The organism is Psychrobacter halodurans (assembly GCF_017498075.1).
GTDB classification, from domain to species: domain Bacteria; phylum Pseudomonadota; class Gammaproteobacteria; order Pseudomonadales; family Moraxellaceae; genus Psychrobacter; species Psychrobacter celer.
This window is the reverse complement of the sequence record NZ_JAGBKN010000011.1, coordinates 25,410-51,881: the sequence shown is the minus strand read 5'-3', so window position 1 is coordinate 51,881 and position 26,472 is coordinate 25,410. Positions and strand designations below refer to the sequence as shown.

Here is a 26,472-nt window from a genome sequence, read left to right as displayed (position 1 = left end):
CTTGCTACTATTTAAGGATACCAGATGTTCGCTGCCGCCGCCGGCTCACCAAATTTGATGTTACAAGCTACAATCTTTTTAGGAGCAGCACTGCTGTTTGTACCCCTTGGTAAACGATTTGGTATCGCGACAGTTTTAGGGTATCTCATTACTGGTTTGATTTTGGGGCCGAGCGGCTTGGATGTGGCAGGTGACGCTGAGAGCTTGCTGCATTTCTCTGAATTTGGCGTGGTCATGCTGCTGTTTATCATTGGCCTTGAGCTACAACCATCGCGGCTTTGGGCACTACGGCGCTCCATCTTTGTCCTCGGTGGTTTGCAAGTTGGCCTCACTGGTATGCTGCTAATGTGGCTTTTGCACCAGTTTTTTTCTTTGGCGTTAGATACTGCCTTTATCGTCGGTTTTGGCCTTGCGCTCTCCTCCACCGCTTTTGTCTTACAGATACTGACCGAAAAGCAGCAGCTCTCTAGCACCCATGGCCGTGAAGCCTTTACTATTTTATTGTTTCAAGACATCGCCGTCATTCCTTTATTGGCGGTCATTCCGTTTTTGTCAGGGGTGCGCGAGCAAAGCTACGACCTGCTGTATTTTGGTAAAGTGTTTGCCGTATTTGCGGGTCTGATTTTTGCCAGCCGTTATGTGGTACGCCCATTTTTTAAGTTTGTGGCCTCCAGTGGCGCCTCTGAGCTGCTCACGGCGGTGGCGCTTTTCATTGTGATGGGCGTGTCGATTTTGATGGGTCAGATTGGTCTATCAATGGCACTGGGCGCGTTTTTGACGGGCGTATTGCTGGCCGACTCTGAATATCGTCACGAGCTCGAAGCCAGTATCGAGCCGTTTAAAGGCTTGCTTTTGGGCTTGTTTTTTATGTCGGTTGGCATGCTCACAGACGTCAAGCTTATCTTAGCGGAGCCTATTTTTATTATTGGCTGCGCCATTGCGCTGATGGTGATTAAGTTTGCCGTGATTACCGCCATCGCCAAAGTCTCAGGCAATCGCTGGCCGACCAGTATTAGGCTGGGCGTGACACTGGCACAAGGCGGTGAATTCGCCTTTGTCCTCTTTAGCGTGGCAAGCGCCCAAAACGTCTTGCGCCCTGAACTTGCCAATACCTTAAACCTCATCGTCACCATCTCTATGGCGCTCACACCATTGGCGTTTTTATTGCTAGAAAAAATCGGCGAGCCATTATTTGCCAAAAGCAAGCCCAGCCGTGAGTACGATGCGATTCCTGATCATGAGCATCAAGTCATCATTGCAGGGTTTGGCCGTGTCGGGCAGATTATCGGGCGCGTACTGCGCATGCACAATATCGAATTTACCGCCATTGAACGCTCAGCCAACCGCGTCGACTTCGTGCGTAAATTTGGTAACCAAGTCTATTACGGCGACCCAAAAAACCCTGAAATCCTCCGCGCTGCTGGCATCAAAAAAGCACGGGTGTTTATATTGGCGATTGACGATTTGGAGCGCTCTATCACCACCGCCCAATATTTGCGCAAAAACTATCCCGATATGATCGTCCTAGCACGAGCGCGGGATCGTCAGCATTATTATCGCTTGCGTGAAGTAGGCGTACGTCATATTTGGCGCGAGACTTACCTGTCGTCGTTAGATATGTCGCGCGAGTCGCTACAGCTGCTGGGCATCTCTCCAGAAAAAGCCCGAGAAACGGTGCAGACATTCCGTGATTACGATGATGACTTGATTGAGCGCCAGCAAGCCATTTATGGCGACGAAGCCAGCCTGATCGAGTCGGCGCAGTCAGCCATGGCAGAGCTTGAGAGTCTATTTGATGAAGATATCGATAAAGCGCGCAAGATGGATTTGACTGACTTTTATGAGGCACTAAAGAGTCAAGCAACGCCTGTCGATGACCAAGATGCCAGCGCCGCTGATTCCAAATCCTAAAGCACTGTCATTATAAACTATTGTCACTCTAAAACATTGTCCTTGACGACTTTGACGACATTGACTGGGATACACGCTCGATAGCACACCCTTGCTTCGATATCGATGCATCAATCAGCTAGGCAGCTTTTTGGGGCTTGTTTTTTATTGAGTGAGCTGGTGCAAGCCCAATCATCACTATCTGGCAGATGATAAAAAACCAAGGTCTGATCATTGAGGTAGCGTACTGGAAAGCTGACGTTTTGAATGGTCGCAATGATGGCGCAATCGGTATTGGTCACTCCTGGCGCTTGGGCGGCGATATGCATGCGCACCTGTTGATCCTCGGTACTAAGCGGCAGATGCACAGGACACTGCCCAGTCTGCTGATAGATCAGCGCTACCCGGTTTTGGGCGTTTTTGGCGATATCATAAGTATCAAACAGCACCGCGTTTTCTTTTGGTTTGGCAACGATAGGCAAAAACTGCACCTTAATCACCAATAGCGCAAATGCAAAAAACCCAAAGCCAAGCCCCAAACCAAACAAACTCACGCCACCTTCTTTTTTTAGGTGCGCCTTTTGCGCCTCCTCATCACGCGGATGGTCATTGATAGCATCCGCAATCTCACGACGCGCCATACGATAATAATAAGCATCCGTCCAGCGCGCCACCATAAACGACCAAAACAGCCAAATAGCCGCGGCAATACCGATACGGGTGGCCATCTGATACGCATCAGGGACATAAGACATCGCCACAAACTCAAACGCCACCAAGACCAGCGCCACATTAAGCTGAATAAACGACCAACCCGCCACACTATAGACAATGGCGTCCATATAGCGCTTGCGGTATAGCAGCCAAGGAAAGGTGACGAAAAATGCCGCCCAGTGCCATTTGGGCGATAAATACCCTTGCTCATCAAATTCCTCAAAGCGCTTTAGATAATAATGCTGGCTACGATGGCCAATAAACCATTTGTCCAGCTGCCTGCGCTTGGCTGCTGTGAGCTGTTCTTGATAAAACGGCGGTGGCGAATCCGTTTCGATAAATAACATGAGAGTACGCTCTAAGTTTTAAAAATATCAATCGTTATTATATGATAACGCCAACTGCCCTGTATAGAAAACCCGTGTATACCGATTTGACGTCTTTCGATACTTTAATAGCCTTTATCATCTCGATAGTCTTTACTATCGCTTTTGATGTCACATCTATTCTCATCTCCTATAACCGTATAAAACCGCTAAAAACGTATTGCACATTCACAGTCGCAGCAATATCACTTATAATGACGCCATCTCACTCACCTAATGAAGCACTGCCCATCTTATGAGTCAACATCCTGATAGTAATGACAATCTCACCAGTACGCCAACCACTGATGAGCAAACCTTAACCAACGTCGACACAGCGAGCGCTGACGTTGATGACAACCAAAGCACGCCTGCCGCGGACAAACACATTCGTATCGTCAATACCTTTATGAAACGACGTACACACATGAACAAAAACGCTGAGCTGGCGTTGACTGCGCCCGAGTTCGCCGATTATTTGGTCAATAACAGCTTTGGCGATGGCGACTTAACAGGCATCCATGACTTGCGCGCGCTATTTGCCGATAGCCCAAATGGCAGTGACGCACCGCTGACCTTAGAGATTGGGTTTGGCTTGGGCGACTCGTTCATCGAGATGGCCGCCGCAGAGCCGGCGCGCAACTTTGTCGGCATCGAAGTCCATGAGCCAGGCATTGGCAAATGCGCCTATATGGCCGGCACCCAAGGCTTGCGTAACGTCAAAATTATCAATGGTGACGCCATCCAATTACTCAAACAGCTACCAGAAAACCATATCGACCGTATTCAGCTGTACTTTCCTGACCCGTGGCAAAAAAAGCGCCACTATAAGCGCCGCTTTGTCAGTCCTGAACGCATGGCGATTGTGACACGCAGCCTAACCCAAGGCGGCTGGTTTCATACCGCCACTGACTGGGAGCATTATGCTTTTTGGATGCTGGAGGTACTAGACAACTTTGCTGGCCTCACCAACCAAGCAGGTGCAGGCAACTTTATTGACAGACCAGACTTTCGTCCAATGACCAAATTTGAGCGCCGCGGCATCGCGCGTGGTCATGGCGTCTGGGATTTGATTTATAGCAAAGACTAAAACCAAGCGATTAGAAATCTTCCCTTAGATAAATAGCGATAAAGGCGGCTAACAGATTAGCCGCCTTTTTTATGCGCGGCGCTTTGCCAGCGAAGATGATCAAGAGCGCGGCGGAATGTGACCGATACAGCGGATAAAAACGCGCCTTAACACGGCCGACTAAGTATAAAAAGCTTGCCATACGGTCAACTCAGCGATTCTTGCGACCATTTTGACGGTTTTATTTTTATAACAATAAATATTTTATGGTGTGAAACATCGGCGACACAGACTAATTTTTTGAGAAAAACACACACGTGACATCACAAAATCTGCTTTGAACTTTAAGAAGTCATAATAAGCGATTTGCGCAAGCATTGATGTTACAAGGGCTTGGTGAGTTCTCCCCATAAGCTGTGGATAACCCTGTGTATAAGTCAGCACTTGACAAGCATTTTCCTAGATATATTAAAGGGTCAGGTAAAATCGTTCATTTTTTATACAATTTAAAAACCTTTAAAAATCAATAATTTATCCTTATAGAGAGAAGCTAAAAATTTATTTCTTATATTTTTTAGAAAAACCGAAATCAGAGCCGATGTTTCACAATCAGCAAATTTTTACCGAGGACTTATTGTGGACAACTGCAAACCCTATTGACAAACAATACCATTTTCCTATCCAAAATACTTGCTAATTTTGCCAATACTTATATAACTCCAAAAATAATATGCATGCGACAACCGATGTCGTTTAGTATACCTGCGCCCTTAGTATGCTACCCAGATTTTGTTATACTATCCTTATCCAATCAACCATACATCCCTAACGCTTAGATAAATGAACAAACGCCTTAATAATGAGAAGGCGCTGTTTGCACAAGGGGTTATATCAAACTTTTATTTACTTTTATCCGTCATTAATTTTACTGTATAGTAGAATGATTGCGCTCTCGACATCACCGATACGACATCTTATTCGTCTTGCTAGACACTGGCCGTTGCCTACCATTTGGGGAGCCGTCAGTATATATGGCCCGTAACCTTCCTATTACCCGTATTTTATCTATCATCGAATTTATCGTTTTACACTAATGATTGAAGACAAGGAATCCAGTATGGACGACAATAAAGCCAAAGCTCTCAAAGCCGCACTTGGTCAAATCGAAAAACAATTTGGTAAAAATACCATCATGCAACTAGGCGATGACTCTGCAGTCCTCGATGCCGATGTGGTCTCGACAGGCTCGCTAGGACTAGATATCGCGCTTGGTATTGGCGGCTTGCCAAAAGGCCGTATCATTGAGATTTATGGACCAGAGAGCTCAGGTAAAACCACCATGACGCTACAAGCAATCGCTGAGTGTCAAAAACAAGGCGGTACTTGTGCCTTTATCGATGCCGAGCATGCGCTTGATCCGGTTTATGCGCGTAAGCTTGGGGTCAATACAGATGACCTACTGCTCTCTCAGCCTGATAACGGTGAGCAGGCGTTGGAGATTACCGATATGCTGGTACGCTCAGGAGCGGTCGATATGATCGTGGTCGACTCCGTCGCCGCACTCACGCCGCGCGCTGAGATTGAAGGCGAGATGGGCGACTCGCACATGGGTCTACAAGCCCGCTTGATGAGCCAAGCGCTGCGTAAGATCACAGGTAATGCCAAACGCTCTAACTGTATGGTGGTGTTTATCAACCAGATCCGTATGAAAATCGGCGTGATGTTTGGTAGCCCAGAAACCACAACCGGTGGTAACGCGCTGAAATTCTATGCCTCAGTACGTATGGATATTCGCCGTATCGGGGCGGTCAAAAATGGTGATGAAATCATCGGCAACCAAACCCGTGTCAAAGTCATCAAAAACAAAATGGCACCACCCTTCCGCCAAGCTGAGTTTGAAATCACTTATGGCGAAGGCACCAATCACCTAGCAGAAGTCATCGACTTAGGTGTCGAAATTGGCGCTGTGGGTAAAGCAGGCTCTTGGTATAGCTATGGCGATGAAAAAATCGGTCAGGGTAAAGCCAACTCTGTGCTTTTCTTAAAAGAAAACCCTAGTATTGCTCAAGAAATCGAAGATAAGATCCGTGAAGAAAAGCTTGGTAGCAAAAAAGACGCCAAAGATACTGACGCCTCTCAAAAAGATGAAAACCTAGCGCCTGAGCCAGTACAATAACGGCACGCTTATTTATCGTTATGATTGATTATGAACATTAAAACCTTAGCTGAAATACTCGCTGAATCGGACGCCGACTCAGCGAGCGCCCCTACTAGCAAGTTCAAAAAAACCTCTAAAACCTCTAAAACCTCCCAAACGCCCAAAGCGCTCAGATCGCCTCATGCAGCACGGGTCGATAAAAATACGTCTCAGAAGTCGGCGTCTACAGCCAAACGTAAAAGACGTGAAAAACGCTTTCATCCAGCCGCGAGCTATAGCCCTGAGCCTAACGACGCACCTGCGTATCAGCCACCAAAAGCGCAAAGTATCAAAGAGATGCTGGCCGAGGTAAAGCATCATATTCATGGTCATTCGGACGATAGCGCCTCTACCAACACCGCTGATAGCGATGCGCGCCTAGAGGGTGCAGATTATTTAGAGAGCACAGAAGGCTCAGCGCCACTGCCTGACCCTATAGCTGCCCATAGTCACAGTACAGACGCGCAAGCGGACAACTTACCTGCTGCTCTAAAAGCGTATCTTCGCACCCCTGAACAAAGGCAAGCTGAGATTGACGCTATCAAGGCAGAGAGTCGCCTGCGCTGGCTGGCTTTTTATTATCTGTCGCGCCGTGAGTACGGTAAAGCAGAGCTAAAGCAAAAACTGCTCGATAAGGAGCAAGACCCAGACAAGATCGACGCCTTACTCGATGAGTTTGAGAAAAAAGGCTATCAAAGTGATTATCGCACCACCCTCATGCTCATCCGTGAAAACATCCGTAAAGGACGGGGTCGCGGCCGCATCAAGCAAGCATTTTATCAAAAAAAAATAGCCATGCCAGACAACATCGATGAGCTGATCGATATGGCAAATGCAGAGTCTGAGGAATTTAGCGAATTTGTCGAGGATGGTGATGACAATCTGGTCGAAGGCGTTGACTGGCTAAAGCTAGCGGTGACCGCTCGCACCAAAAAATACGGCAATACCTTGCCCCGTGAGCCAAAAGACAAGGCTCGTCAATTACGGTTTTTGCAGTATAGAGGCTTTAAGAGTGACATCTGCTTTGCCGCCCTTGACTACACGCTTGAGACATTAGATGAGCGATTTTAACCGTGACTCATCTAACACTCAGATACCTATTAATAATAGCCAAGCACTTTCCACCATATCATACCTGCCCCTATCCAAATCACCAGATTGACCACACTCATAATAGCGCCGATGCCCCACCACTCTTTTAAGGTCACATACCCTGAGTTAAAGATGACGGGGGCGGTGCCGGTCGCATAATGGGTGAGGGTCATCATAATGTTGCCCGCTGCTGCCAAAATCAGCGCATATAGCATGGGCGGCGCTCCTAAGCTCAGCCCGACGGCATAAAAGGCGGCAAATAAAGCGGTAATATGCGCAGTCGTACTTGCAAAGAAGTAATGAATGTATAAATACACCAGCGTCAAAATCGCCACGGCACCTACCCAGCCCAGACCCGTCGTACCAATCATCGCTTCAATATTATCAGAAAACCAGCGAATCAAGCCAAGCTCATTAAGATAAGCGGCCATCATAATTAGGGCACCAAACCAGATGATGGTATCCCAAGCAGATTTTTCTTTGAGAATATCCTCCCACGTTAGCACTCCAGTCAATATCAAGGTCGTCAGACCGATAAAAGCTGTCGTCGTGGCATCGACACTGTATTGCTCACCCAATAGCAGCGCCGGGATATTGGCCCAGAGTAGTAGCATCAGGCCAAACACACCGAGCATGATTTTTTCTTGGCGGCTGATGCTACCCATGTCTGCTAGATTGTCTTTTGCAAAGCCTTTAGCGTCGGGTGTGACTTTGACATCAGGTGGATAGATCAGATAAATCACCAAGGGCATCACCACCAAGCACAGGATGCCCGGCACAAACATCGCTACCGCCCATGTTGTCCACGACAGCTGAATGTTGCCGCCTGTGGCTTTATTTACCAGGTCTACCACTAAAGGGTTGGGCGCAGTCGCGGTGATAAACATCCCTGAGGTAATCGGATTGGCGTGGTAGTTGACCATTGCCAGATAGCGACCAATTTTATTTTGCGTGCCTTCCTCTGGCGTTGAATGAAAGCTTTGGGCGATAGATTTCATAATAGGATGAATAATACCGCCACCACGCGCGGTATTCGACGGCGTGATAGGCGCTATCATCAGCTCAGCCGCCGTCAATGAATACGCGACTCCGATGGTTTTTTTGCCAAAGATAGAAATAAAATAATAAGCAATGCGGCGACCAAGACCGGTTTTTATAAGGCCGCGCGATATCATTACTGCGATACCAATCAACCATATCAGCGGGCTTGAATAGCTAGAGAGCGCATCATTGATGGCTTGTTTTGGGCTGTCACTGGTCACACCCGTCAAAGCCACGAGCGTCACGGCGATGACCGCTATCGCCCCGATGGGTAACACTTTACCAATAATGGCAACGATGGTGGCGATAAATAAAGCCAGCATGTGCCATGCTTCAGGAGTGACGCCCGTCGGTACAGGAATGACAAACCAGATGATAAGACCTACGACGATGGCAATAGCGGCTTGGATCGGCTTAAACGGCATGCGTCAGTATCCTATGCAGTGGCTGATACCCTCATCTTATAAGATTACCAGCACCATTGTGCATTTGTTCACCATTTTTAACATATCTATGTAGCATGTATTGTTGAATTCCTCACAACAAAAAAGAGCACGCTATACAAACGTGCTCTTTTGGCCGCTATCAGCTGTCTGTTTCAGTAGCGGCAGACTACACAGCTAAAGGTAGCTATAACACAGACATGGGGCCATTATCGTAAAGCGCCTAGACGGTTGGACAACTGGCTGATGATTTGATCAATCTCTTCGTTAGCCTCCGCTTCGGTATCTAAGTTACCTTTGGGGGTAAGCTGATTTACGACTTCAGGTAGCAGCTCTGCAATGCCTTGGCGCACCTCGGCTTCGTTGGCACCAGTATGCGCTGCCACTTGTTGAATCTCACTTTCATCAAACAATCGATTGACATCGTTTGGATCGAGGTTTTCGTTGTCTTGCTGATTGCTCATCCAAGAGCGTGCTTGGTTTTCATAGCCCATGCCCGTGATTTTGGATAATGCACCGCTCAGACCACCATTACGCTTGATCCAGCTAAGCACCATGGGCATAAGCGCGGCGATAAGCATGCCTTTACCGCCAAAGCCGCTTTGACTGCGCTGACCACCCAGTACGCTTCCTAAGATATCACCCAAACCACCAGCGCCTGCGCTGACACCACCACGCTGCGCGCCGCCAGTAAGACCGCCGATGATATCATCTAGGCCAAAGCCGTTATCAGGTTTACGGTCATACTGCTGCGGATTATAGCCACCTGCCTGACTGCCTCCCAGCACGCTTCCTAAGATATCACCCAGGCCGCCTGTCCGTCTTGTATCAGCCCGCTGATTGACTGGGTTATGCTGGGCGTCGGCAGGATTCATGGCTTGACGAGCCACCTGACTGACTAAATTCCCTAATAAACTCATATTTTTCTCCTTTTTTATCATTATCGTGGTCTAGCACAGTGTTTTTTTAGCCGTTATTTGTCGGTAGCCATTTTTTAACGCCGCTGCCTCACAACATACATTATCACCATAACTTTTATAACCATACTTTCTACAACAGTGTTGTTATAGTCAGCTCAAAGCAAAACTGTCATAAGTTTAAACGCGCTACTGGTATAAATTTTACTTGCGTGCTGCGTCCCCAGAAGCTGCGAAAAATTCATCCCAGTAGCGCTATAACACTTTTAAAGTGTATCGACTATAGTTAGTTGTCAATTAATAGTGATATTAATATAGCAAGCTTTTTCGCTGATCGAGATAGGTATTTTGTTATGACATGTAGGCGCTTGTAAGCCTGTACATCGCTACCAAGGGAAAAGAAGATAAGTATTTAGACCGTATTGCCCGTGCTCATATTGGCCAAAACATTTAGCTCTCGCCACTGCTCGGGGCTGACTTGATCGCGAAAAACTGTCACGGCCAACGAACGCTGATAAGGCTCGATGATATCAAATTCAAAACTGAGCGCCCACTCAAAACGGTGAATGGCTTGTAGATTTGCCAACCATAAGCCCTCCCCCTGCGCCGTACGCATCAACAGCTGCCAGTGTTGATCAAGGCGCTGACTCACTGGCGGCTGGCTTAGATGTAGCAGGATCGGCCGCGATACGGTCAAATAACCAACCACGGCGGCTGTCACCACTAAGACCAGCACGTACTGCCAAAGCGCCAAAGACGCTAATAAACCAAGCCCTATCATGATGCTTGCTAAGCTCAGATATAACAGCAAGCGCAATCGGCTCCTAGGCTCGATAGCAGTATCAATACGCAGGGCAGTTATCGAATCCATGATATCGCGGTAATCTCATAAGGTGTGTGATAGCGAATTAGGGCATCAACTCTTTGGTATGACGCCATGTTTTAATTTTATTGACCAGCGACCAGATATCGTCGCTCTCTGGGCGGTTTTGGTTGGTAAAATAATCCAATAAATCTGGGTCTTCGTGGGTGAGCATTTCGGCAAAGGTCGCCTGTTCAGCAGCATCTGCGGTCAAATACCGCTCTTTGACGTAAGGATCGATATAAAAATCCAGCTCTTTTAGGCCGCGACGAGCTTGATAGATGACGCGGCGCTGCTCATTGGTTGGCTCAGGTTGCTTGTTTGCAGATATGCTCATAGGAAACGCCTCATAGCTAGTAGGTACATTATTTAGTAGATTGATAGTGATGGTTGTTGGTCGTAATGACAGAGGTTTGATGATACTCGGTTAATTGCTGCCAGAGCGCGGCCGCTTGCTGCATCATCGCTACATTATGAGTACGGATGATACTCGCGCCTTGCTGCAATGCCAACAATCCAGCCGCCGTACCGATCGCATCGCGCTCGCTCGCTTGCGTAGTGGCAACTGCTGGTACACCGCTCTTAGTGAGTACCTGTGCCAAAAAACGCTTACGCGAGATACCAAACATCAATGGCAAACCAAGCGTTTGTAACTTATCAAGCTGGGTCAATAGTGCACGATGATGCTCGTAATCTTTTGCAAAACCAAAGCCTGGATCGATGATGAGGTTTTCACGCTTCACGCCAGCACAGGTCACCTCTTCAATACGAGCAAGCAGCTCGCGACTGACATCACCGATTACCTCGTCATATTGCGCCAACTCATTCATGGTCGTGGGCTCGCCGCGCATGTGCATCAGCATCACCGGTATATCAAGTGCTGCTGCTAATTGGGCTGCACCCTCACGTCTGAGCGCGCGTACATCATTCCAAATATCAGCGCCTGCATCAAACGCTGCTTGCATCACAGTCGGGCTACTGGTATCGATCGACAGCCAAATATCCTGACCCATCTCACCTAACTGCTGACGAATGGCTGTCACCACTGGCACCACACGCTGCACCTCTTCATCCGTCGCTACAGGCGTGGCATTTGGACGGGTAGATTCGCCGCCGATATCGATAATCGTCGCCCCTTCATTTATCAGCTGTTTACAATGCTGCAGCGCTTTATCTACCGCGGTAAACTGACCACCATCTGAAAACGAGTCTGGCGTCACATTTAATATTCCCATTACCTGCGGCTGCGATAAATCCAACACTTTGTTGCGGCTGCGAATGCGATAAGTCGGTAAAGGCTGAAACAATGACATAGGCCATCCATTATCAATAAAAGGGACTAAAAAATGAGTAATCGGTATTGGCTACCGTTTGCTTATGATACCAGTAAATCCCATACGGTTCTAAATTCTGAGTAAAATATGAGCCATAAAAAAGCCCTTTATAAAAAGGGCTTTTTAGCTTAAACAGTGATCTGCCAGCGGTCTTTTGCAGTTTTACTTGCTTACTCTACATCGCTGGTAATGGCGGCGGTGTCGGACCCGTTGTTTTAACGTCATTTTTTGACAAGTTCACTTCGTTGGGCTGATACACTCTTGGTGGACGTGGCTCTTCACCTGCCAAAATGTCTTGCAACTGATCCCGATCGATGGTTTCCCACTTCATCAAGGCATCGACCATCGCATGCATCTTGTCTTGGTTGGCTTCGATTAGCTCGCGAGCGATATCATATTGCTCTTCTAACATGCGGCGCACTTCTTCATCGACCTTTTGCTGTGTGGCCTCTGAAATCGTACGGCTGCTAGAGCCAAAATAACCTTGTGAGCTGTCTTCATCTTCATACACCATGATACCTAGCGCATCAGACATACCATACTTAGTGACCATCGCTCGTGCCATTTTGGTAGCACGCTCAAAGTCATTGGACGCGCCCGTTGACATCTGATTGATAAAGACTTCTTCAGCGATACGGCCACCGAATAAAATAGCAATATCATTGAGCATTTTTGACTTATACATGCTGGTCTGGTCATGCTCAGGTAGCTGCCAAGTCACACCAAGGGCAAATCCGCGCGGCATGATCGTTACTTTATGCACAGGGTCGGTACCTGGTAGTAGCTCAGCAACCAAGGCATGTCCTGCTTCATGATAAGCAGTAGCACGGCGCTCTTCTTCGCGTATCACCATCGATTTGCGCTCAGGACCCATATACAGCTTGTCCTTTGCGTCCTCAAAGTCATTCATATCGACGCTGGTTTTGTTGCGACGGGCGGCAAATAGTGCCGCTTCGTTGACCAAGTTGGCCAGCTGGGCACCACTAAAGCCAGGCGTACCACGCGCAAGAGAGCTGGCATCGACACCGATAGTATTCGGCAATTTACGCAAATGTACTTTCAAAATCTGCTCACGACCTTTGATATCGGGTAAGCCTACTTGTACCTGACGGTCAAAACGACCTGGACGCAGTAGCGCTTTATCAAGTACATCAGCGCGGTTGGTCGCGGCAATCACGATCACGCCTTCGTTACCTTCAAAGCCGTCCATCTCAACCAATAGTTGGTTCAATGTCTGCTCACGCTCATCATTACCGCCGCCCATACCAGAGCCACGGTGGCGACCAACGGCATCGATCTCATCGATAAAGATGATACAAGGGGCACTCTTTTTCGCTTGCTCAAACATATCGCGCACACGTGAGGCACCCACACCGACAAACATCTCGACAAAGTCAGACCCTGAAATAGAGAAGAACGGTACTTTGGCTTCACCAGCGATGGCACGCGCCAATAGCGTCTTACCCGTACCAGGCGGTCCAACCATCAAAATACCGCGTGGGATGGTCGCACCTAGCTTGGTAAACTTGTCTGGGTCGCGCAAGAAGTCAACGACCTCGACCACTTCTTCTTTGGCCTCTTCACAGCCTGCGACATCCTCAAAATTGACGTTGATTTGATCTTCGGTGAGCATTTTGGCTTTTGATTTACCAAAGCTCATCGGACCACCGCCCTTGCCGCCAGCGCCGCCTTGCATATTACGCATAAAGAATAAAAACAGACCAATAATCAATAAAATTGGGAAACTGGCTATCAGCAATTGCATCAAGACGCTTTGGCGTTTCGGAGCAGTTCCTTGAACTTCAACCTGATTTTCACGCAACAGCGGCATCAGCTCGTCGTCTGACACAGCGGGTCTAATGGTCTCAAAAGATGAGCCATTTTTCTTTTCACCGGTGATTTGTTCGCCGTCGATTTCAACACTGGCTACCTGGTTTTCTGACACCGCGGTCACAAACTCAGAATAGTTAAGGTTATCCGGCTCAGAGGATTGATCAAAGCCGCTAAACACCAGCACCAAAATGCCGATTACCACCAGCCACAATAAGGTATTTTTTACCATGTCGCTCACTAGTTATTCCCATCCCTTACTTATTGGTGTGTTTACTAAACACGTGACGTCCATAAACGTTTGGCTCATTTGACGATATATAAATCTCAACGAGCGTATCGGGCGTTTATTATCAGACGACTTTGCCTAAAACTCATGCTTAAAACAAAGTTAATATACCATGATATGTGGTGTTTCCCTGCATAATTCAAGCAGGTTTCACTTTTATTCAGTTAACGATTGTAGCGGATTTTCACGCATGGTATCCATCTTTTATGATGGCGTACTCTCCCGCTTACAATAGCAGCAACTCATTGAAACTAAAACTATTTGATCGCCACCCAAAACATCTCTTTTGATCGTGGTCGTGAGGCAGCGGGCTTGATGCTACGGATTTTACTAAAATCACGCTGCATCTGCTGACGTAATTCTTGTGTACCCTCACCCTGAAACACTTTCATAATAAGCGCGCCACCTTTGGGTAAGGTTGCCAGCGCAAAGTCGACCGCCAGCTCGCATAGGTACATCATACGCGGCTGATCAATCGCGCGATTGCCAGAAGTATTGGGCGCCATATCTGATAGCACCACATCGACCTGCCGATCGCCCACTTCTGCCATAATCGCGTCAAACACCTCAGCCTCACGAAAGTCACCTTGGATAAAGGTGACATCTGGCAACGCATCCATCGGCAAGATATCAGAGGCGATCAAAATGCCTTTATCACCCACCAACTGCCCAGCCACTTGTGACCAGCTACCAGGCGCACTGCCCAAATCCACAACCGTCATGCCTTTTTTTATTAGGCTGGTCTTTTCGTTGATTTCTAGGAGCTTATAAGCTGCGCGGGCGCGGTAGCCGTCTTTTTGGGCCTTTTGTACATAATGGTCGTCAATATGCTCTTGCATCCAAGCACTGCTGCTTTTTGACAATTTTTTGTTTTCGATACGCGTGGCCAAAATACCTGCTCCTATTACTCTGCAAAACTTTATGCGCTTTGATAACGATACACTTTGAAACGCTTGATGCACGCAAGACATAGTACCAATGAGGCGATTTGTCTATAAATGCGCTTAAATCATCAAATTCTCTTGGTTAAATAACTGTTTTAAAAGGCAGTAGCGTTTATAATGTGGTCAAACCTTCAGTTTAACATTTTCGGCACGTAAAATCGTGCAAAATCCCGCCGATCTCATGCAAGTTGGTCATAGATTATCTATAATGATCACTCACTGCCGTTGGCGGTAATATTTTTATTTTTATCAATACCTAGGAATTCTATGCAACTCGATAACGCTACCATCAAACGTCTAAAAGGCATCGGCCATGAGCTAAAGCCTATCGTTATGATTGGCAACAAAGGCATCACGCCCACCATCACCGAAGAGATTGATCGCGCTTTATCAGATCATGAGCTCATCAAGGTAAAACTACCGGCCGGCACCAAAGAAGAACGTGATACCATCGGCGCAGCGCTTGCGGCGGCGGCAAACGCCACTTTGGTACATTCTATCGGTCGTATGGCGTTGCTACTACGCCAAAACCCAAATGCCAATCCAAAACTCTCTAATCTCACTCGTCACGCCCAGTAGTATGTCGGTACAAAAAGGCGGTGTGGATTTAGTGCGGATAAATAAATGGTCGTACTGTGTATGACCATGCCGCAATACGCCTGCTATCTGCTATACCCTAAAACCGCGCGGCATGTTGCTCGCGGTTTTTTGCATGATGGGTATATAATCAATCTACTCTAAATTAAATACTGGTAGCACTCTGGCACCGCAGTTTTTATGTAGGATATAACTATATAGACCTAGCGCAATAGACCTCGCGCAGTATTCATACTACCTATCGAAAAGACTGCCTATCAAAACTAGTGCGTATCAAAACAGTGATTACATCATGAGCCAAGTCTTTCATTTACGTTTAGCCACCGACAGCCTCGCCATCCAGGCGCAGCAATTAGGTGTCAGTATCGCTGCGCTATCAGATATCCGCGTGAGCGTACACGCAGACATCAGCAAGACGTCGCCTTTTTATCTACAGCTTCATTATCAGCTCAGCATGCCCACACCCTCTATGGCGCACCGACTAGAGTGGCCAGTATGGCAGTCAGACAAGGTCGGTTTTGCAGACTATCTGTGGGAGGAGACCTGCCTTGAGTGCTTTATCAGTGCTAAAATCCCGCAAGCTCCTATGGCAAAGGCAAACGTACCTTATATCGAAATCAATGCTAGTCCAGATGGTCGTTACGCACTGTATCAGTTTGATGGCTATCGGCACCCAGATACTTTGCCGCCGCCAGCCTTGATGACAGATATACAAACCCGTGCCACGCTCGATTGGCCAACATCGAGCGTAAACTCAAGCTCAGGTGTAAACTTGGCCCGCTCAGTTGATTTTGAGCGTTACTTGCATATACCAGTGACGCCATTGCCGCATCAGCAATACGCCGTATATGGCACCGTGATTGAGCACCTCCACCCCTGCGTTATCTTATGGGTGGATAAAACGGCGCTATATTTTGCGCCCTCTCACGCTACCCCGCCTGATTTTCACAATCGCCAGCATTGGTGCAAGTTTGTGCTTTAGCTGTTGTGTGCTTCGTGCTATGACAACACAAATAAAAAAACTCAGTAACGTCATAAAGAGCATTACTGAGTTTGGAGAAAACCGGTAAATCAGCTCACTATCAGCTGATTACTAAACAGATTATTATTTGTCTGCCATGGCAAGATAGATACCACGATCTGAGGCATCATCTACGTATTGTGAGTCGCGCCATGTGGTATAACTATGGACACCGCTGTATGGGCTGATACCTTTTTGGCGGAAGTCAGATACCCAGTCGGTACCATCAAAAATCTGGATATGGCCGTGCGGGCGTCTTGAGCTACGGTCATAGACGATCACATCACCCACCTGATGCGGTGTGTCATTACTGATTTTGGTAAAGCCTGCTTGGGCAAGCGTGCCACGCGTGGCGTACTGATACGCTGAAGGATTTGGCGTAAACTCATAGCCTGCTGATTGCAAGGCTTTACGGACATAGCGGGCACAGTAGCCAGAGCTTCTAGACAACGCCACGCGTGAAGCACGTGCTGCGGCAATGGCAGGGGCTGAGTTGCTATCAGGTACACGGCTTGCTTGCTGCTGGCGCTGCTCATAAGAGAGGCGGCTGGTGAGCGAGGCAAGTTGATATTCTTTTTGCTTGGCATGAGCACTTAGGTTGTCAATTGCTTGACTGATTTCATCATTACTATAAACATGGGCGCCGCTATTGGTGCTATAGATATTGCGACTAGAACCGTAGCTCACAGAAGTAGAGATGTTTGTGACGGTATGACTCAAGGTATTATTTGGTTGAAAGGTCGTTTCGACAGCACCACTCGTCTGTGCTATGCCCATTCCCAATACTGACAAAATTAATAAAGCTTGTTTCATAAATTTACTACCTATGGTTAATACAGGATTGCTCGTCATCCATGACGACGCATCAATTAATTTAGAGGATATTCACATCAAGCAAACATGATAAAATCCTTATCACAACCACTTCTTTTATCCTGACTCACACCGATAGTTTTGGTCTGGTCAACTGCCTCATCACTCACTTGTTATATACTGTGGTTAGCATGTTTATGATAAATATCGTTTTTGTCACCTACTAGATGAGTTATCACGATGTCAAAAAAACAGCCCAATCGGCTTGCCAAACTTATTGATCATCAAGCTTTTGCTGGTAGCGCACTACCCCAAACCCTTGCTGATAATATGCAGTTTTATATAAAAGCGACCAATGAGATAAAAGCGCTACTGGTAGACTGTCTACCTGAGGAAATCCTCAATAGCTGCTGGGTCGTCGGACTTACTGCTGAGCAATTGGTGCTCAGTGTCAGCTCAATGACGGCTGCTAACCATATTCGCTATTTACAGAGCGCGTACTTGCAAGTCCTTAATGAGCAGTCAATTACATTTAAACAACTCAAGCAAATTCGCGTCATTGTAGCCAATACTTCTACTGAAAATCATGTATCAAAATCATCTTCAGGGCTAGCGGCGGCCTCATCAAAATCTCGTAAAGCTAATAAAAATCAGGCTCTTAGCCAAAACACAAAGCGGACTATATCACAGGCTGCAGAGCATGTCACCACTGATGAAAATCTCAAAAAAGCACTTTTGCGCCTAGCAAATCACTAAAAATCATCTCGTTACTATGTAAAGTTATGTAAACAAAAACAGAAAATCATCCCTTGAACGCTGGGTTTTTGTAATATTGCAAACAAAAAAAATCGTCTATCGCTTTCATTCAAATAATGAATGAAAGCGATAGACGATTATAAAATTATCCACAGCTTTTATATTGTCTAGGTTAGCACAGAATTATTAAAGTAAGCTAAACAATATATTCAAAAACACGAATATTCTATGACTGTAAGCATGGGCAACTTATGTAATATTGCGTAAATGTTTCGATACTTCGTGTATATTCCTGTATTTATCCTTCAACAGCCAAACCATTGAGTGGCAAATATTCGATCGGACAAGTTACGTTGTCATCAAATGTTACAATTTCAAAGTTATCATGATTGGATAATATCTCACGTACCAGCAAATTGTTTAGAGCATGACCAGATTTATAGGCATTAAAACGACCTAAAATAGGATAACCTATCAGATATAAATCGCCCAATGCGTCTAAAATTTTATGACGGACAAATTCATCATTGAAACGCAGGCCTTCTTCGTTGAGCACGCTCATATCATCGATGACAATGGCGTTGTCCATACTGCCGCCTAGCGCCAAGTTGTTTTGACGCAAAGCTTCGATATCGCGTAAAAACCCGAATGTACGAGCCGAGCTGAGCTGCTCGATGAAGTTTTGGGTCGAGAACTGCAATTGGGCATGCTGAAAGTCTTTGTCGATAGCAGGATGGTCAAAGTCAATCTCAAAGTTTAACTCAAAACCCTCATAAGGGCGCAACTCTGCCCATTTATCATCGACTTTTACTCGTACAGGTCGCACAATCTTGATGAATTTTTTGGGTGCTTCTTGCTCACAGAATCCCGCTTCCAGCAGTAAAGCGACAAAAGGCGCCGCACTGCCATCCATGATAGGTATCTCTGATGCCGACACGCGAATCAATAAATTATCAATACCCAGTCCAGCAACCGCACTAAGCAAATGCTCTACTGTACCCACGCGCGTACCTCCAAAGACCAGATTGGAGGACATCATGGTATCTTGTACCAAAAAGGCACTGGCTGGAATCGGTTGGCTACCGGCGATGTCTGAGCGCTCGAAAACAATACCTGTATCGACTGGCTGCGGATGAAACGCTAAGTCAACAGGCTGACCACTATGGAGACCAGTACCTGTAACGGCTATCGCTGTTTTTATGGTTCTTTGGTTCATGGCTGTCTTCTCACATATTTTGTTACAATTGCCATAGTGTACCATTTCCCGCCCCTATTTCGCTATAGTTAAAAGTAGCTAATTTACTTATCTCCTTGATTGATAACACTTATCACTGATTTTTTGCCGTCATCTGTGGTCTGTTTTTTCTCTTATATCCGTATCTACATCTCAAAATCTGTCATACTTTTTAACACTTAGATCAGGTTTGTAAACTACAGCAGACACAAAAAAGCCAGCAATGTATGCTGGCTTTTTTGTCTATATCTTATATGACAGACAAAATCTGTATGACAAACTACTTGTTTTGCTGACGCTTTAGATAGTCTTGAATACTGTTGGTTTTGGTCTTAGGCTGCTCTTGTATAGTGTTTGCACGGGCAGCATGGTCTTGATACATTTGCGCTTGTGATTGCTTTTGACTGTTTAACGCACTGGTATGTACGTTAGGATCAACAGGCTGAGTACTGTTTACAGATGGTACTGGTTGCTCTTTCACTTCCGGCTCTTTGCCAGCGTTTTCGTCTAAAGTAAGGCCGGTTGCGATGACGGTAACATGCAAATCATCGCCCATCTTTTCATCGATCACTGAGCCGTAGAAAATATGCGCGTCATCAATGTCTGTGATTTCTTCAACGATTTCACTGATTTTGCTCATCTCGTCGAGTGATAATGACTCAGAGGAGATAACGTTGACCAACAGGCCTTTGGCATTTTCTAGGCGTAAATCATCAAGTAGTGGCGATCTGATGGCTTTTTCTGTGGCTTGACGAGCACGATCATCACCGCTGGCGCGACCAATTCCCATCATAGCGTGACCTTTGGCTGTCATCGCGGTGCGAATATCGTTAAAGTCAATATTAATCATACCTTCGCTGGCGATGGTCTCAGCGATACCTTGAACCGCATGCAATAATACGTCATCGGCTTTTTTAAAGGCATCCTGCATTGAGATATTGCCATAGACGCTCATCAGCTTGTCGTTTGGAATGGTAATGATAGAGTCTACAAAATTGGTCAGCTGCTCGATACCTGCCTTTGCCGCTTTGATGCGTTTACCACCTTCAAATTTAAATGGCGTGGTCACCACAGCAACTGTCAACACTTCCATCTCTTTTGCGATACGAGCCACCACTGGCGCGGCACCCGTACCCGTACCACCACCCATTCCAGCGGTAATAAACACCATGTCTGAATGCTCAAGCAAGCCGCGGATGGCTTCTTCTTCGCTCTCTGCTGCTTCGCGGCCTACTTCTGGGTTGGCACCAGCACCTAGCCCGCGGTTGGTCTTTGCGCCCAGCTGCAGTTTATGCGGCGCTGTCAGACGGTCAAGTGCTTGTTTATCCGTATTGGCACAGACGAAGGTTACACCTCTAATCCCTTGTTGTACCATATGTTCAACCGCATTACCGCCGCCGCCACCCACACCGAATACTGTGAAGCTTGCTTGGCCGTTATTTTGAAGCTGGTTATCATCTGGCATGGTGTATTTTAACATAAAAAAGATTCTCCAGTTGCAGATAGCGTAATGGTCGATACGTAGTAACGCACTCATGTGGCGCGCTATCGACATACTATATATAAATGTATTTAAATAAAATAGGGTAAATGGCCCAAATAGTTTGTCTAAGACGTAATATGTCGTCTTAGCACGGTATTTACTGCTCAATCTATCGTTTGTCGGTCTCGCTCTTGCCTCACCCCTCTATAAGCCTATATCAGAGTGTCTCGACTAAAAGCATGACCCAACAGCATCAGTGGCACTTAGCAGCGTCATAGTATCTTTTTTAAGACATTGGCAAAACGCTGGCCTGCGCTCTGAAAAACGCCCGTGACACGGCTTTTTTTGATGGCTTCAGGCTCGCTTTTTTCACTGCGGCGAAACTGCTCACTTTGACTATATAGTAGTGTACCAAATGCCGTCTGATAAGCGCGATCATTCACTTGGATATTGAGCTGTCTAAACGCTTCGTCATTATCAAAATGATTGTGTGCGCTGATTGCAGGATGAGTATTGGTCAGCACCACCGGCATTTTGAGCAGCTTTTTGGTAAAGGGTATCATGCCTTTAATGGCCGTACCGCCGCCTGTGAGCACGATGCCTTTATCAATATAGCCGATTAGGTCAGCCTCATGCAATTGACGCGCCACTTCGGTAAATATCTGTATATAGCGCGCTTCAATAATACGTGCCAGATTATAGGTACCGATATTGATCTCGTCATTCGAGCCTTGTGGCTTAAAAAGAAAAAACGAGCTGGGATCGACGCTATTGACATCGACGGTACCATACGTTTTTTTGAGTTTTTCCGCCTCAATCATCGAGATGCCAAAATCTGCTGAAATGTCCATCGTTACCTCATGGCTACCCGTGGCGATACAATGGGTAAAAATCAGCTTGTTTTCTTTGTAAACACAAATACTGGTCGTACTAGCGCCAATATCCACCAAGCAAACCCCTTGCTGGCGCTCATCGCTCATCAAGCTATATTCCGCACTAGTCACCGCATCAAACACAATATGATCGATGCCGACATCACAGCTTTGTAAGAGTTTTTGGATATTTTGGCGACTAGAAACCGGCATCATCATCATGTGATACATTACGGTGATGTTGTGCGCCATCATCTCAATGGCATCATCGACCATAAAGTCTTGCTCATCGACATAGATACCCTGCTGGCAGCAATGCATCAGATAATAATCTGGCGACAAATCGCGGGATTTGGCATTGGATAGGGCTTGCACCATGTCTTTGGCACGGACCACTTCGTCTTCGACTCGCACCTCACCTGCACTGTTGCTACTGAGGAGCTCTGGCGTGGCAAGCGTGAGCCACACACTATGCACGCGGCAATTGGCCGTGTCTTCGGCTTCTTGAATGGCTTGTTTGATGGCGCCTTGTAGACGTTCGCGGTGTTTGATTTGCCCTTGATAAAAATCACTGTTTTTAACTTGTCCCACGCCCAGTATGCGAATGTCTGTTGCAGAGACGACATTACCTATCACGACATATACTGCCGTGGCGCTTAGATGGACAACAACCAGATTTTCAGTATTTTTCATGGTACCAGACAAATTATCGCTAAACAGGAGAGCAGATGACGTCTCCATTAAATCATTAAAACCATCGCTATATTCTTTGTAGTAAATAAACAACTTGTACTAAATAAAAAACTTGTATTAAATAAACAGCGTCTATCTGTCGGTGCGCTATGACTGGCTGTTTATCAGGTTTGTGCAAGACCGCTCATGCTTATCTTTCTGAGCCGGCTCTTATCATTTTTTACTCAATATCACCACCGATTACGATGAGCGCGCTGGTGGCGCGCTGATATCCCAAGAGATGGTAAAACCATTTTTATAACGTAAGTCCACTGACTGTATCTCATCACGGCGATCGCTTAATTGATTGGCCAGTAATTGACTCAGATTAAGCAGTTTTTGCGCCGTATTTTCGTTATCGACAATCACTCGCAGTCCATTATCAAAACGAATCAGCCACGTCATTCTGGGTGATAAGATGATGTCCTCGACCTGTATACCTAGCGGCGCATACCAGTCGTTGACTTGCTGCATTTGCTGCATGATGACTGGTGCTTGTGATATCTCACCTTGCAGCGTCGCAAAACCCTCTTGCGCCAGATCTTTGCTATCAGCAGGCACAAAAACCGCGCCTTTTGCATCGACCAGTCGCTCTGTACCAAAGTTTGCAATCGCTTGTTTGGGCAGTGCCGTCACCACGATGCCGCGTTGCCAATCGCGTGAGACACTCACTTGATCGACCCATGCCAGCCCTGTCGCGATATCTCTGAGCGCTTGCAAATCAGAGGTAAAAAAACTACTGACTTTTTGCTGATTCATCACTTGGCTGAGCGAACGATACTGCGTCACGGTCAAGCCCTGATTGCTCACATGAATAGCAGCTGGCGGGGCATCTCGCAGCGCCTTGCCGCCCATCAGTAGTATCAGTACCAACAAACCTAGTACCAAGACCATAAATAAGTATCTAACCGAAGTCGGTACTTGAAAACTAGAGGTCGGGCGACGGGTTTTATCACTCATCAAGTCAGTTGCCTCGTTGACAGTTTGAGCCATAACGACCTTTTTTCCTATATTTGCATAGATTGCTCATGCTGTTTGTTGATATAAATTGGCTCATCGATGTTGCAAACCGTTTAAGTGCAAACCTTTGAAATAGTAGGTTAGCAAATACTTGGGAAAAAACGACATTTATAGTGCGCTCATGCTCTGTTAAATGTAACATTTTTCTTACTTTATGAACGACTTATGACAGCTGATCATAAAAAACACAAATATCACCAAAACAACCCAATAATTACAATATTAACGTATTTTGTGGTCAAACAATAGCCTAACCCCAAAGAGTGACTATGAATTTACACAAGTTTACATGAAGCTATGACACAGCAGCGCTAGCGATACATTATCCGTTTTCATGCCTTGCAGACTTTTGGGTAAAACGGCTTTTGATAAACCCTGCTAAACAGTCTGAGACAAAATATGCCAGCACAGCGCGTCAAAATCCATACCGCGCGCTTTTGCAGCCATCGGCACCAAGCTATGACTGGTCATCCCAGGTACTGTGTTGATTTCTAACAGCCAAAAATTGCCCGCCTCATCCTGCATGGCATCGATGCGGCCCCAGCCTTTGGCATCGACGGCACGGAACGCGGCAAGGCTCAGCTCTTGTAAGTGCTTTTCGTCGGTGGCACTTAAGCCGCAAGGAATATAGTAGCTGGTGTCGTTGCGATTGTATTTGGCCTCAAAATCATAGAAATTGGTGATATCGGCAGGCTCAAGGCGAATCACAGGGTAGGCCTCGTCATCGATGATCACGATGGTAAACTCACGACCAGTAATCCAGCGCTCTGCCATGACCGCGTCGCCGCACTGCACGGCTGTTGCATAGGCGGCCGGTAGCTCGTCGAGATTGTTGACTTTGGTCATGCCAATGCTTGAACCTTCATGCACCGGTTTGATAATGAGCGGCAAACCCAGCATATTGACCACTTGCTGCCAATCGGTGTCGGCTGTCAATAATGAGAATGGCGCGGTTGATAAGCCGCACCCTTGCCATAACTGCTTGGTGCGTACTTTATCCATACCCAGTGCCGAGGCCAAAATACCTGAGCCTGTCTGCGGAATATCGAACCATTGCAGCACGCCTTGTAGCAAGCCGTCTTCGCCGCCGCGGCCATGCAAGACATTAAACACGCGATCATACTGACGAAGCTCGGTGATGTCTTGGTGCTTAGGATCAAAATGGGTGGCATCAACGCCTTGGTTTTGCAAAGCTTGCAAGACAGCAGCCCCGCTGTCTAACGACACGCTGCGCTCATTGCTACTGCCACCATAAACAACGGCCACTTTACCAAATTCACTGGCATTTTTGACTTTAGAGGTCACCTCTTTTGATGACTGCTCTTTGGTTGATTGTTTGTTTTCCATACTGCTCTTCCCTGCTTGTGCCGCTGCTGCGATGGCTGGCTCTGGGTTGATGATAATGGTTTTATCCTCAGTGATAGGCTCATCTTGTTTTAGCGTCTCTGCTAGGCTATCTGGAGTGTCTTGCTGAGTTTGTATCGTCATGAGGATAATTCCTAAAGGTCTTTTAGCTTACTGGATATAAAGGTTGTTTGCGGCCAAGTCGATGGCAATCTGCCCAACATTACCAGCGCCTTGAGTGATCAGCATGTCATTGGCCTTTAATAAACGCTGCATAGCAGGGGCCAGATTGTCCTTATCGATAATCGTCGGCTCGACTTCACCGCGCAGACGGATACTGCGTGCTAAGGATTTGGTATCAGCACCAGCAATCGGATTTTCGCCTGCAGAGTAAACTTCTAATAACAACAACTCATCGACGCTTGAGAGCACTTCGACAAACTCATCATAGCAGTCACGTGTGCGGGTATAACGGTGCGGCTGAAACAGCATCACCAAGCGGCGATCCGGAAAGCTTTGGCGCGCCGCTTTAATCGTCGCATCGACTTCTTTTGGATGATGGCCATAGTCATCGATGAGTAACACATTGCCCTCATCGATAGGCACAGCGGCGTGCTGCTCAAAGCGGCGACCAACGCCTTCAAACTTTTGCAAAGCGCGAGTAATCGCCTCGTCATCGACGCCTTCATCGGTCGCCATGGTGATAGCGGCCAGCGCATTGTAGACGTTATGGATGCCAGGGATGTTTAAGGTAAGACGCAGCGGCTCGCGGTCGCGGCGCAATACGGTGAAATGCGTCTTGGTGCCTTCACTCACCACATCGATCGCTTGCACATCATTAAAAGGCTCAAGCCCAAAGGTCAATACTGGACGGCCAATATCGTCAATCATCGCATACAGCTCAGGATCATCACCGCAAACCACAGCCAAACCATAAAACGGCATGTTTTGTAAAAACTGAATATAAGCTGATTTGAGCTTATCAAAGCTGTTTTCGTAGGTGTCCATATGGTCTTGATCGATATTGGTCACAATGGCCGCCATCGGATGCAAGGACAAAAACGACGCATCTGACTCATCGGCCTCGGCCACCAAATAACGACTGCTACCGAGCGCCGCGTTTTTGCCAGACGCATTGAGTTTACCGCCGATGACGTAGGTCGGGTCTAGCTGCGCCTCTGCCATCATCGTGGTCAATAAGCTGGTGGTGGTGGTCTTGCCATGTGCACCCGCAACCGCGATACCATGACGATAACGCATCAGCTCGCCCAACATATCAGCACGGCGCACCACAGGCAGGCGCGCTTCTAACGCTGCTTTAACCTCAGGATTGCTCCGATCAATCGCGGAGGACACAACGATGACATCGGCGTTGGCGATGTTTTTAGAGTCATGCCCAATCGATATATCGATACCAATCTGCTGTAAGCGGCGCGTCACCACACTGTCAGCAATATCAGAGCCGCTGACCTGATAGCCTTGATTGTTCATCACCTCTGCGATACCGCACATCCCCGAGCCGCCAATACCGACAAAATGCAGATGTTGAATACGGCGCATTTCTGGTATTTCGATCAAACGTTTGGGTAGAGATTTTTCAGAGGTAGACATAA

The 26,472-nt window shown here is 46.9% G+C and carries 22 protein-coding genes; 7 read left to right on the top strand and 15 right to left on the bottom strand.

Features of this window, described 5'->3' with window-relative positions; genetic code table 11:
* The first annotated feature begins 24 nt into the window (after positions 1–24).
* Positions 25–1,911, top strand: a complete 1,887-nt coding sequence (locus tag J3491_RS06700) for a monovalent cation:proton antiporter-2 (CPA2) family protein (RefSeq protein ID WP_207969609.1) — start codon at positions 25–27, stop codon at positions 1,909–1,911.
* A gap of 110 nt (positions 1,912–2,021) precedes the next feature.
* Here the strand turns inward: J3491_RS06700 and J3491_RS06695 are convergent, their stop codons facing one another.
* On the bottom strand, positions 2,022–2,951 hold the full coding sequence (locus tag J3491_RS06695) for a DUF2628 domain-containing protein (protein ID WP_207969608.1): 930 nt from the start codon (positions 2,949–2,951) through the stop codon (positions 2,022–2,024).
* A 274-nt stretch (positions 2,952–3,225) separates the two neighbouring features.
* Here J3491_RS06695 and trmB point away from each other — a divergent pair, with 274 nt between their 5' ends.
* From trmB to J3491_RS06680, 3 genes are all read left to right on the top strand, one after another.
* Positions 3,226–4,059 (top strand): tRNA (guanosine(46)-N7)-methyltransferase TrmB, encoded by an 834-nt coding sequence (trmB, locus tag J3491_RS06690; RefSeq protein WP_207969607.1) that lies wholly within the window; start codon positions 3,226–3,228, stop codon positions 4,057–4,059.
* A 1,096-nt stretch (positions 4,060–5,155) separates the two neighbouring features.
* Positions 5,156–6,214, top strand: a complete 1,059-nt coding sequence (gene recA, locus J3491_RS06685) for a recombinase RecA (protein ID WP_100749980.1) — start codon at positions 5,156–5,158, stop codon at positions 6,212–6,214.
* Between the two features lie 30 nt (positions 6,215–6,244).
* Positions 6,245–7,306 carry a regulatory protein RecX gene (locus J3491_RS06680; protein WP_207969606.1) on the top strand — a complete coding sequence of 354 codons (1,062 nt, stop codon included), beginning with the start codon at positions 6,245–6,247 and terminating at the stop codon, positions 7,304–7,306.
* 29 nt (positions 7,307–7,335) lie between these two features.
* Here J3491_RS06680 and J3491_RS06675 read toward each other — a convergent pair whose 3' ends face one another.
* From J3491_RS06675 to J3491_RS06645, 7 genes are all read right to left on the bottom strand, one after another.
* On the bottom strand, positions 7,336–8,793 hold the full coding sequence (locus J3491_RS06675) for an anion permease (RefSeq protein ID WP_075100462.1): 1,458 nt from the start codon (positions 8,791–8,793) through the stop codon (positions 7,336–7,338).
* 227 nt (positions 8,794–9,020) lie between these two features.
* Complete coding sequence (locus J3491_RS06670) at positions 9,021–9,731, bottom strand: YidB family protein (protein ID WP_207969605.1); 711 nt, start codon at positions 9,729–9,731, stop codon at positions 9,021–9,023.
* 409 nt (positions 9,732–10,140) lie between these two features.
* The gene (locus tag J3491_RS06665; protein WP_207969604.1) at positions 10,141–10,599 is read right to left on the bottom strand and encodes a hypothetical protein; all 459 of its coding nucleotides are present in this window, start codon (positions 10,597–10,599) and stop codon (positions 10,141–10,143) included.
* A gap of 37 nt (positions 10,600–10,636) precedes the next feature.
* Positions 10,637–10,927: an FAD assembly factor SdhE gene (locus J3491_RS06660; RefSeq protein ID WP_207969603.1), complete on the bottom strand. Its 291-nt coding sequence runs from the start codon at positions 10,925–10,927 to the stop codon at positions 10,637–10,639.
* A 28-nt stretch (positions 10,928–10,955) separates the two neighbouring features.
* Positions 10,956–11,903, bottom strand: a complete 948-nt coding sequence (folP, locus tag J3491_RS06655; RefSeq protein ID WP_207969602.1) for a dihydropteroate synthase — start codon at positions 11,901–11,903, stop codon at positions 10,956–10,958.
* A 196-nt stretch (positions 11,904–12,099) separates the two neighbouring features.
* Positions 12,100–13,995 (bottom strand): ATP-dependent zinc metalloprotease FtsH, encoded by a 1,896-nt coding sequence (ftsH, locus tag J3491_RS06650; RefSeq protein WP_075100457.1) that lies wholly within the window; start codon positions 13,993–13,995, stop codon positions 12,100–12,102.
* Between the two features lie 305 nt (positions 13,996–14,300).
* Positions 14,301–14,933: an RlmE family RNA methyltransferase gene (locus J3491_RS06645; protein ID WP_075100456.1), complete on the bottom strand. Its 633-nt coding sequence runs from the start codon at positions 14,931–14,933 to the stop codon at positions 14,301–14,303.
* 321 nt (positions 14,934–15,254) lie between these two features.
* On the opposite strand from J3491_RS06645, the gene J3491_RS06640 reads away from it, so the two are divergent.
* Positions 15,255–15,566 carry a YhbY family RNA-binding protein gene (locus tag J3491_RS06640; RefSeq protein ID WP_207969601.1) on the top strand — a complete coding sequence of 104 codons (312 nt, stop codon included), beginning with the start codon at positions 15,255–15,257 and terminating at the stop codon, positions 15,564–15,566.
* 310 nt (positions 15,567–15,876) lie between these two features.
* A complete protein-coding gene (locus J3491_RS06635; RefSeq protein ID WP_207969600.1) occupies positions 15,877–16,566 on the top strand; it encodes a DOMON domain-containing protein in 690 nt (229 codons plus the stop codon).
* 123 nt (positions 16,567–16,689) lie between these two features.
* On the opposite strand, the gene J3491_RS06630 is transcribed toward J3491_RS06635, so the two are convergent.
* The gene (locus tag J3491_RS06630; protein WP_075100453.1) at positions 16,690–17,418 is read right to left on the bottom strand and encodes a CHAP domain-containing protein; all 729 of its coding nucleotides are present in this window, start codon (positions 17,416–17,418) and stop codon (positions 16,690–16,692) included.
* A 240-nt stretch (positions 17,419–17,658) separates the two neighbouring features.
* On the opposite strand from J3491_RS06630, the gene J3491_RS06625 reads away from it, so the two are divergent.
* The gene (locus J3491_RS06625; protein WP_100749987.1) at positions 17,659–18,174 is read left to right on the top strand and encodes a DciA family protein; all 516 of its coding nucleotides are present in this window, start codon (positions 17,659–17,661) and stop codon (positions 18,172–18,174) included.
* A gap of 298 nt (positions 18,175–18,472) precedes the next feature.
* Here the strand turns inward: J3491_RS06625 and lpxC are convergent, their stop codons facing one another.
* The 6 genes from lpxC to murC all read right to left on the bottom strand — a co-directional run bounded on the left by lpxC (position 18,473) and on the right by murC (position 26,470).
* The gene (lpxC, locus tag J3491_RS06620; RefSeq protein ID WP_172953121.1) at positions 18,473–19,390 is read right to left on the bottom strand and encodes a UDP-3-O-acyl-N-acetylglucosamine deacetylase; all 918 of its coding nucleotides are present in this window, start codon (positions 19,388–19,390) and stop codon (positions 18,473–18,475) included.
* Positions 19,391–19,688: 298 nt separating this feature from the next.
* Positions 19,689–20,888: a cell division protein FtsZ gene (gene ftsZ, locus J3491_RS06615; RefSeq protein ID WP_075100743.1), complete on the bottom strand. Its 1,200-nt coding sequence runs from the start codon at positions 20,886–20,888 to the stop codon at positions 19,689–19,691.
* Positions 20,889–21,163: 275 nt separating this feature from the next.
* Positions 21,164–22,456 (bottom strand): cell division protein FtsA, encoded by a 1,293-nt coding sequence (gene ftsA, locus J3491_RS06610; RefSeq protein ID WP_198335354.1) that lies wholly within the window; start codon positions 22,454–22,456, stop codon positions 21,164–21,166.
* 240 nt (positions 22,457–22,696) lie between these two features.
* Positions 22,697–23,488 (bottom strand): cell division protein FtsQ/DivIB, encoded by a 792-nt coding sequence (locus J3491_RS06605; protein ID WP_075100450.1) that lies wholly within the window; start codon positions 23,486–23,488, stop codon positions 22,697–22,699.
* A gap of 405 nt (positions 23,489–23,893) precedes the next feature.
* Entirely contained in the window at positions 23,894–24,862 is a 969-nt protein-coding gene (locus J3491_RS06600) for a D-alanine--D-alanine ligase (RefSeq protein ID WP_207969629.1), read from the bottom strand.
* A 168-nt stretch (positions 24,863–25,030) separates the two neighbouring features.
* Complete coding sequence (gene murC / locus J3491_RS06595) at positions 25,031–26,470, bottom strand: UDP-N-acetylmuramate--L-alanine ligase (RefSeq protein ID WP_207969599.1); 1,440 nt, start codon at positions 26,468–26,470, stop codon at positions 25,031–25,033.
* Between the last annotated feature and the right edge of the window lie 2 nt (positions 26,471–26,472).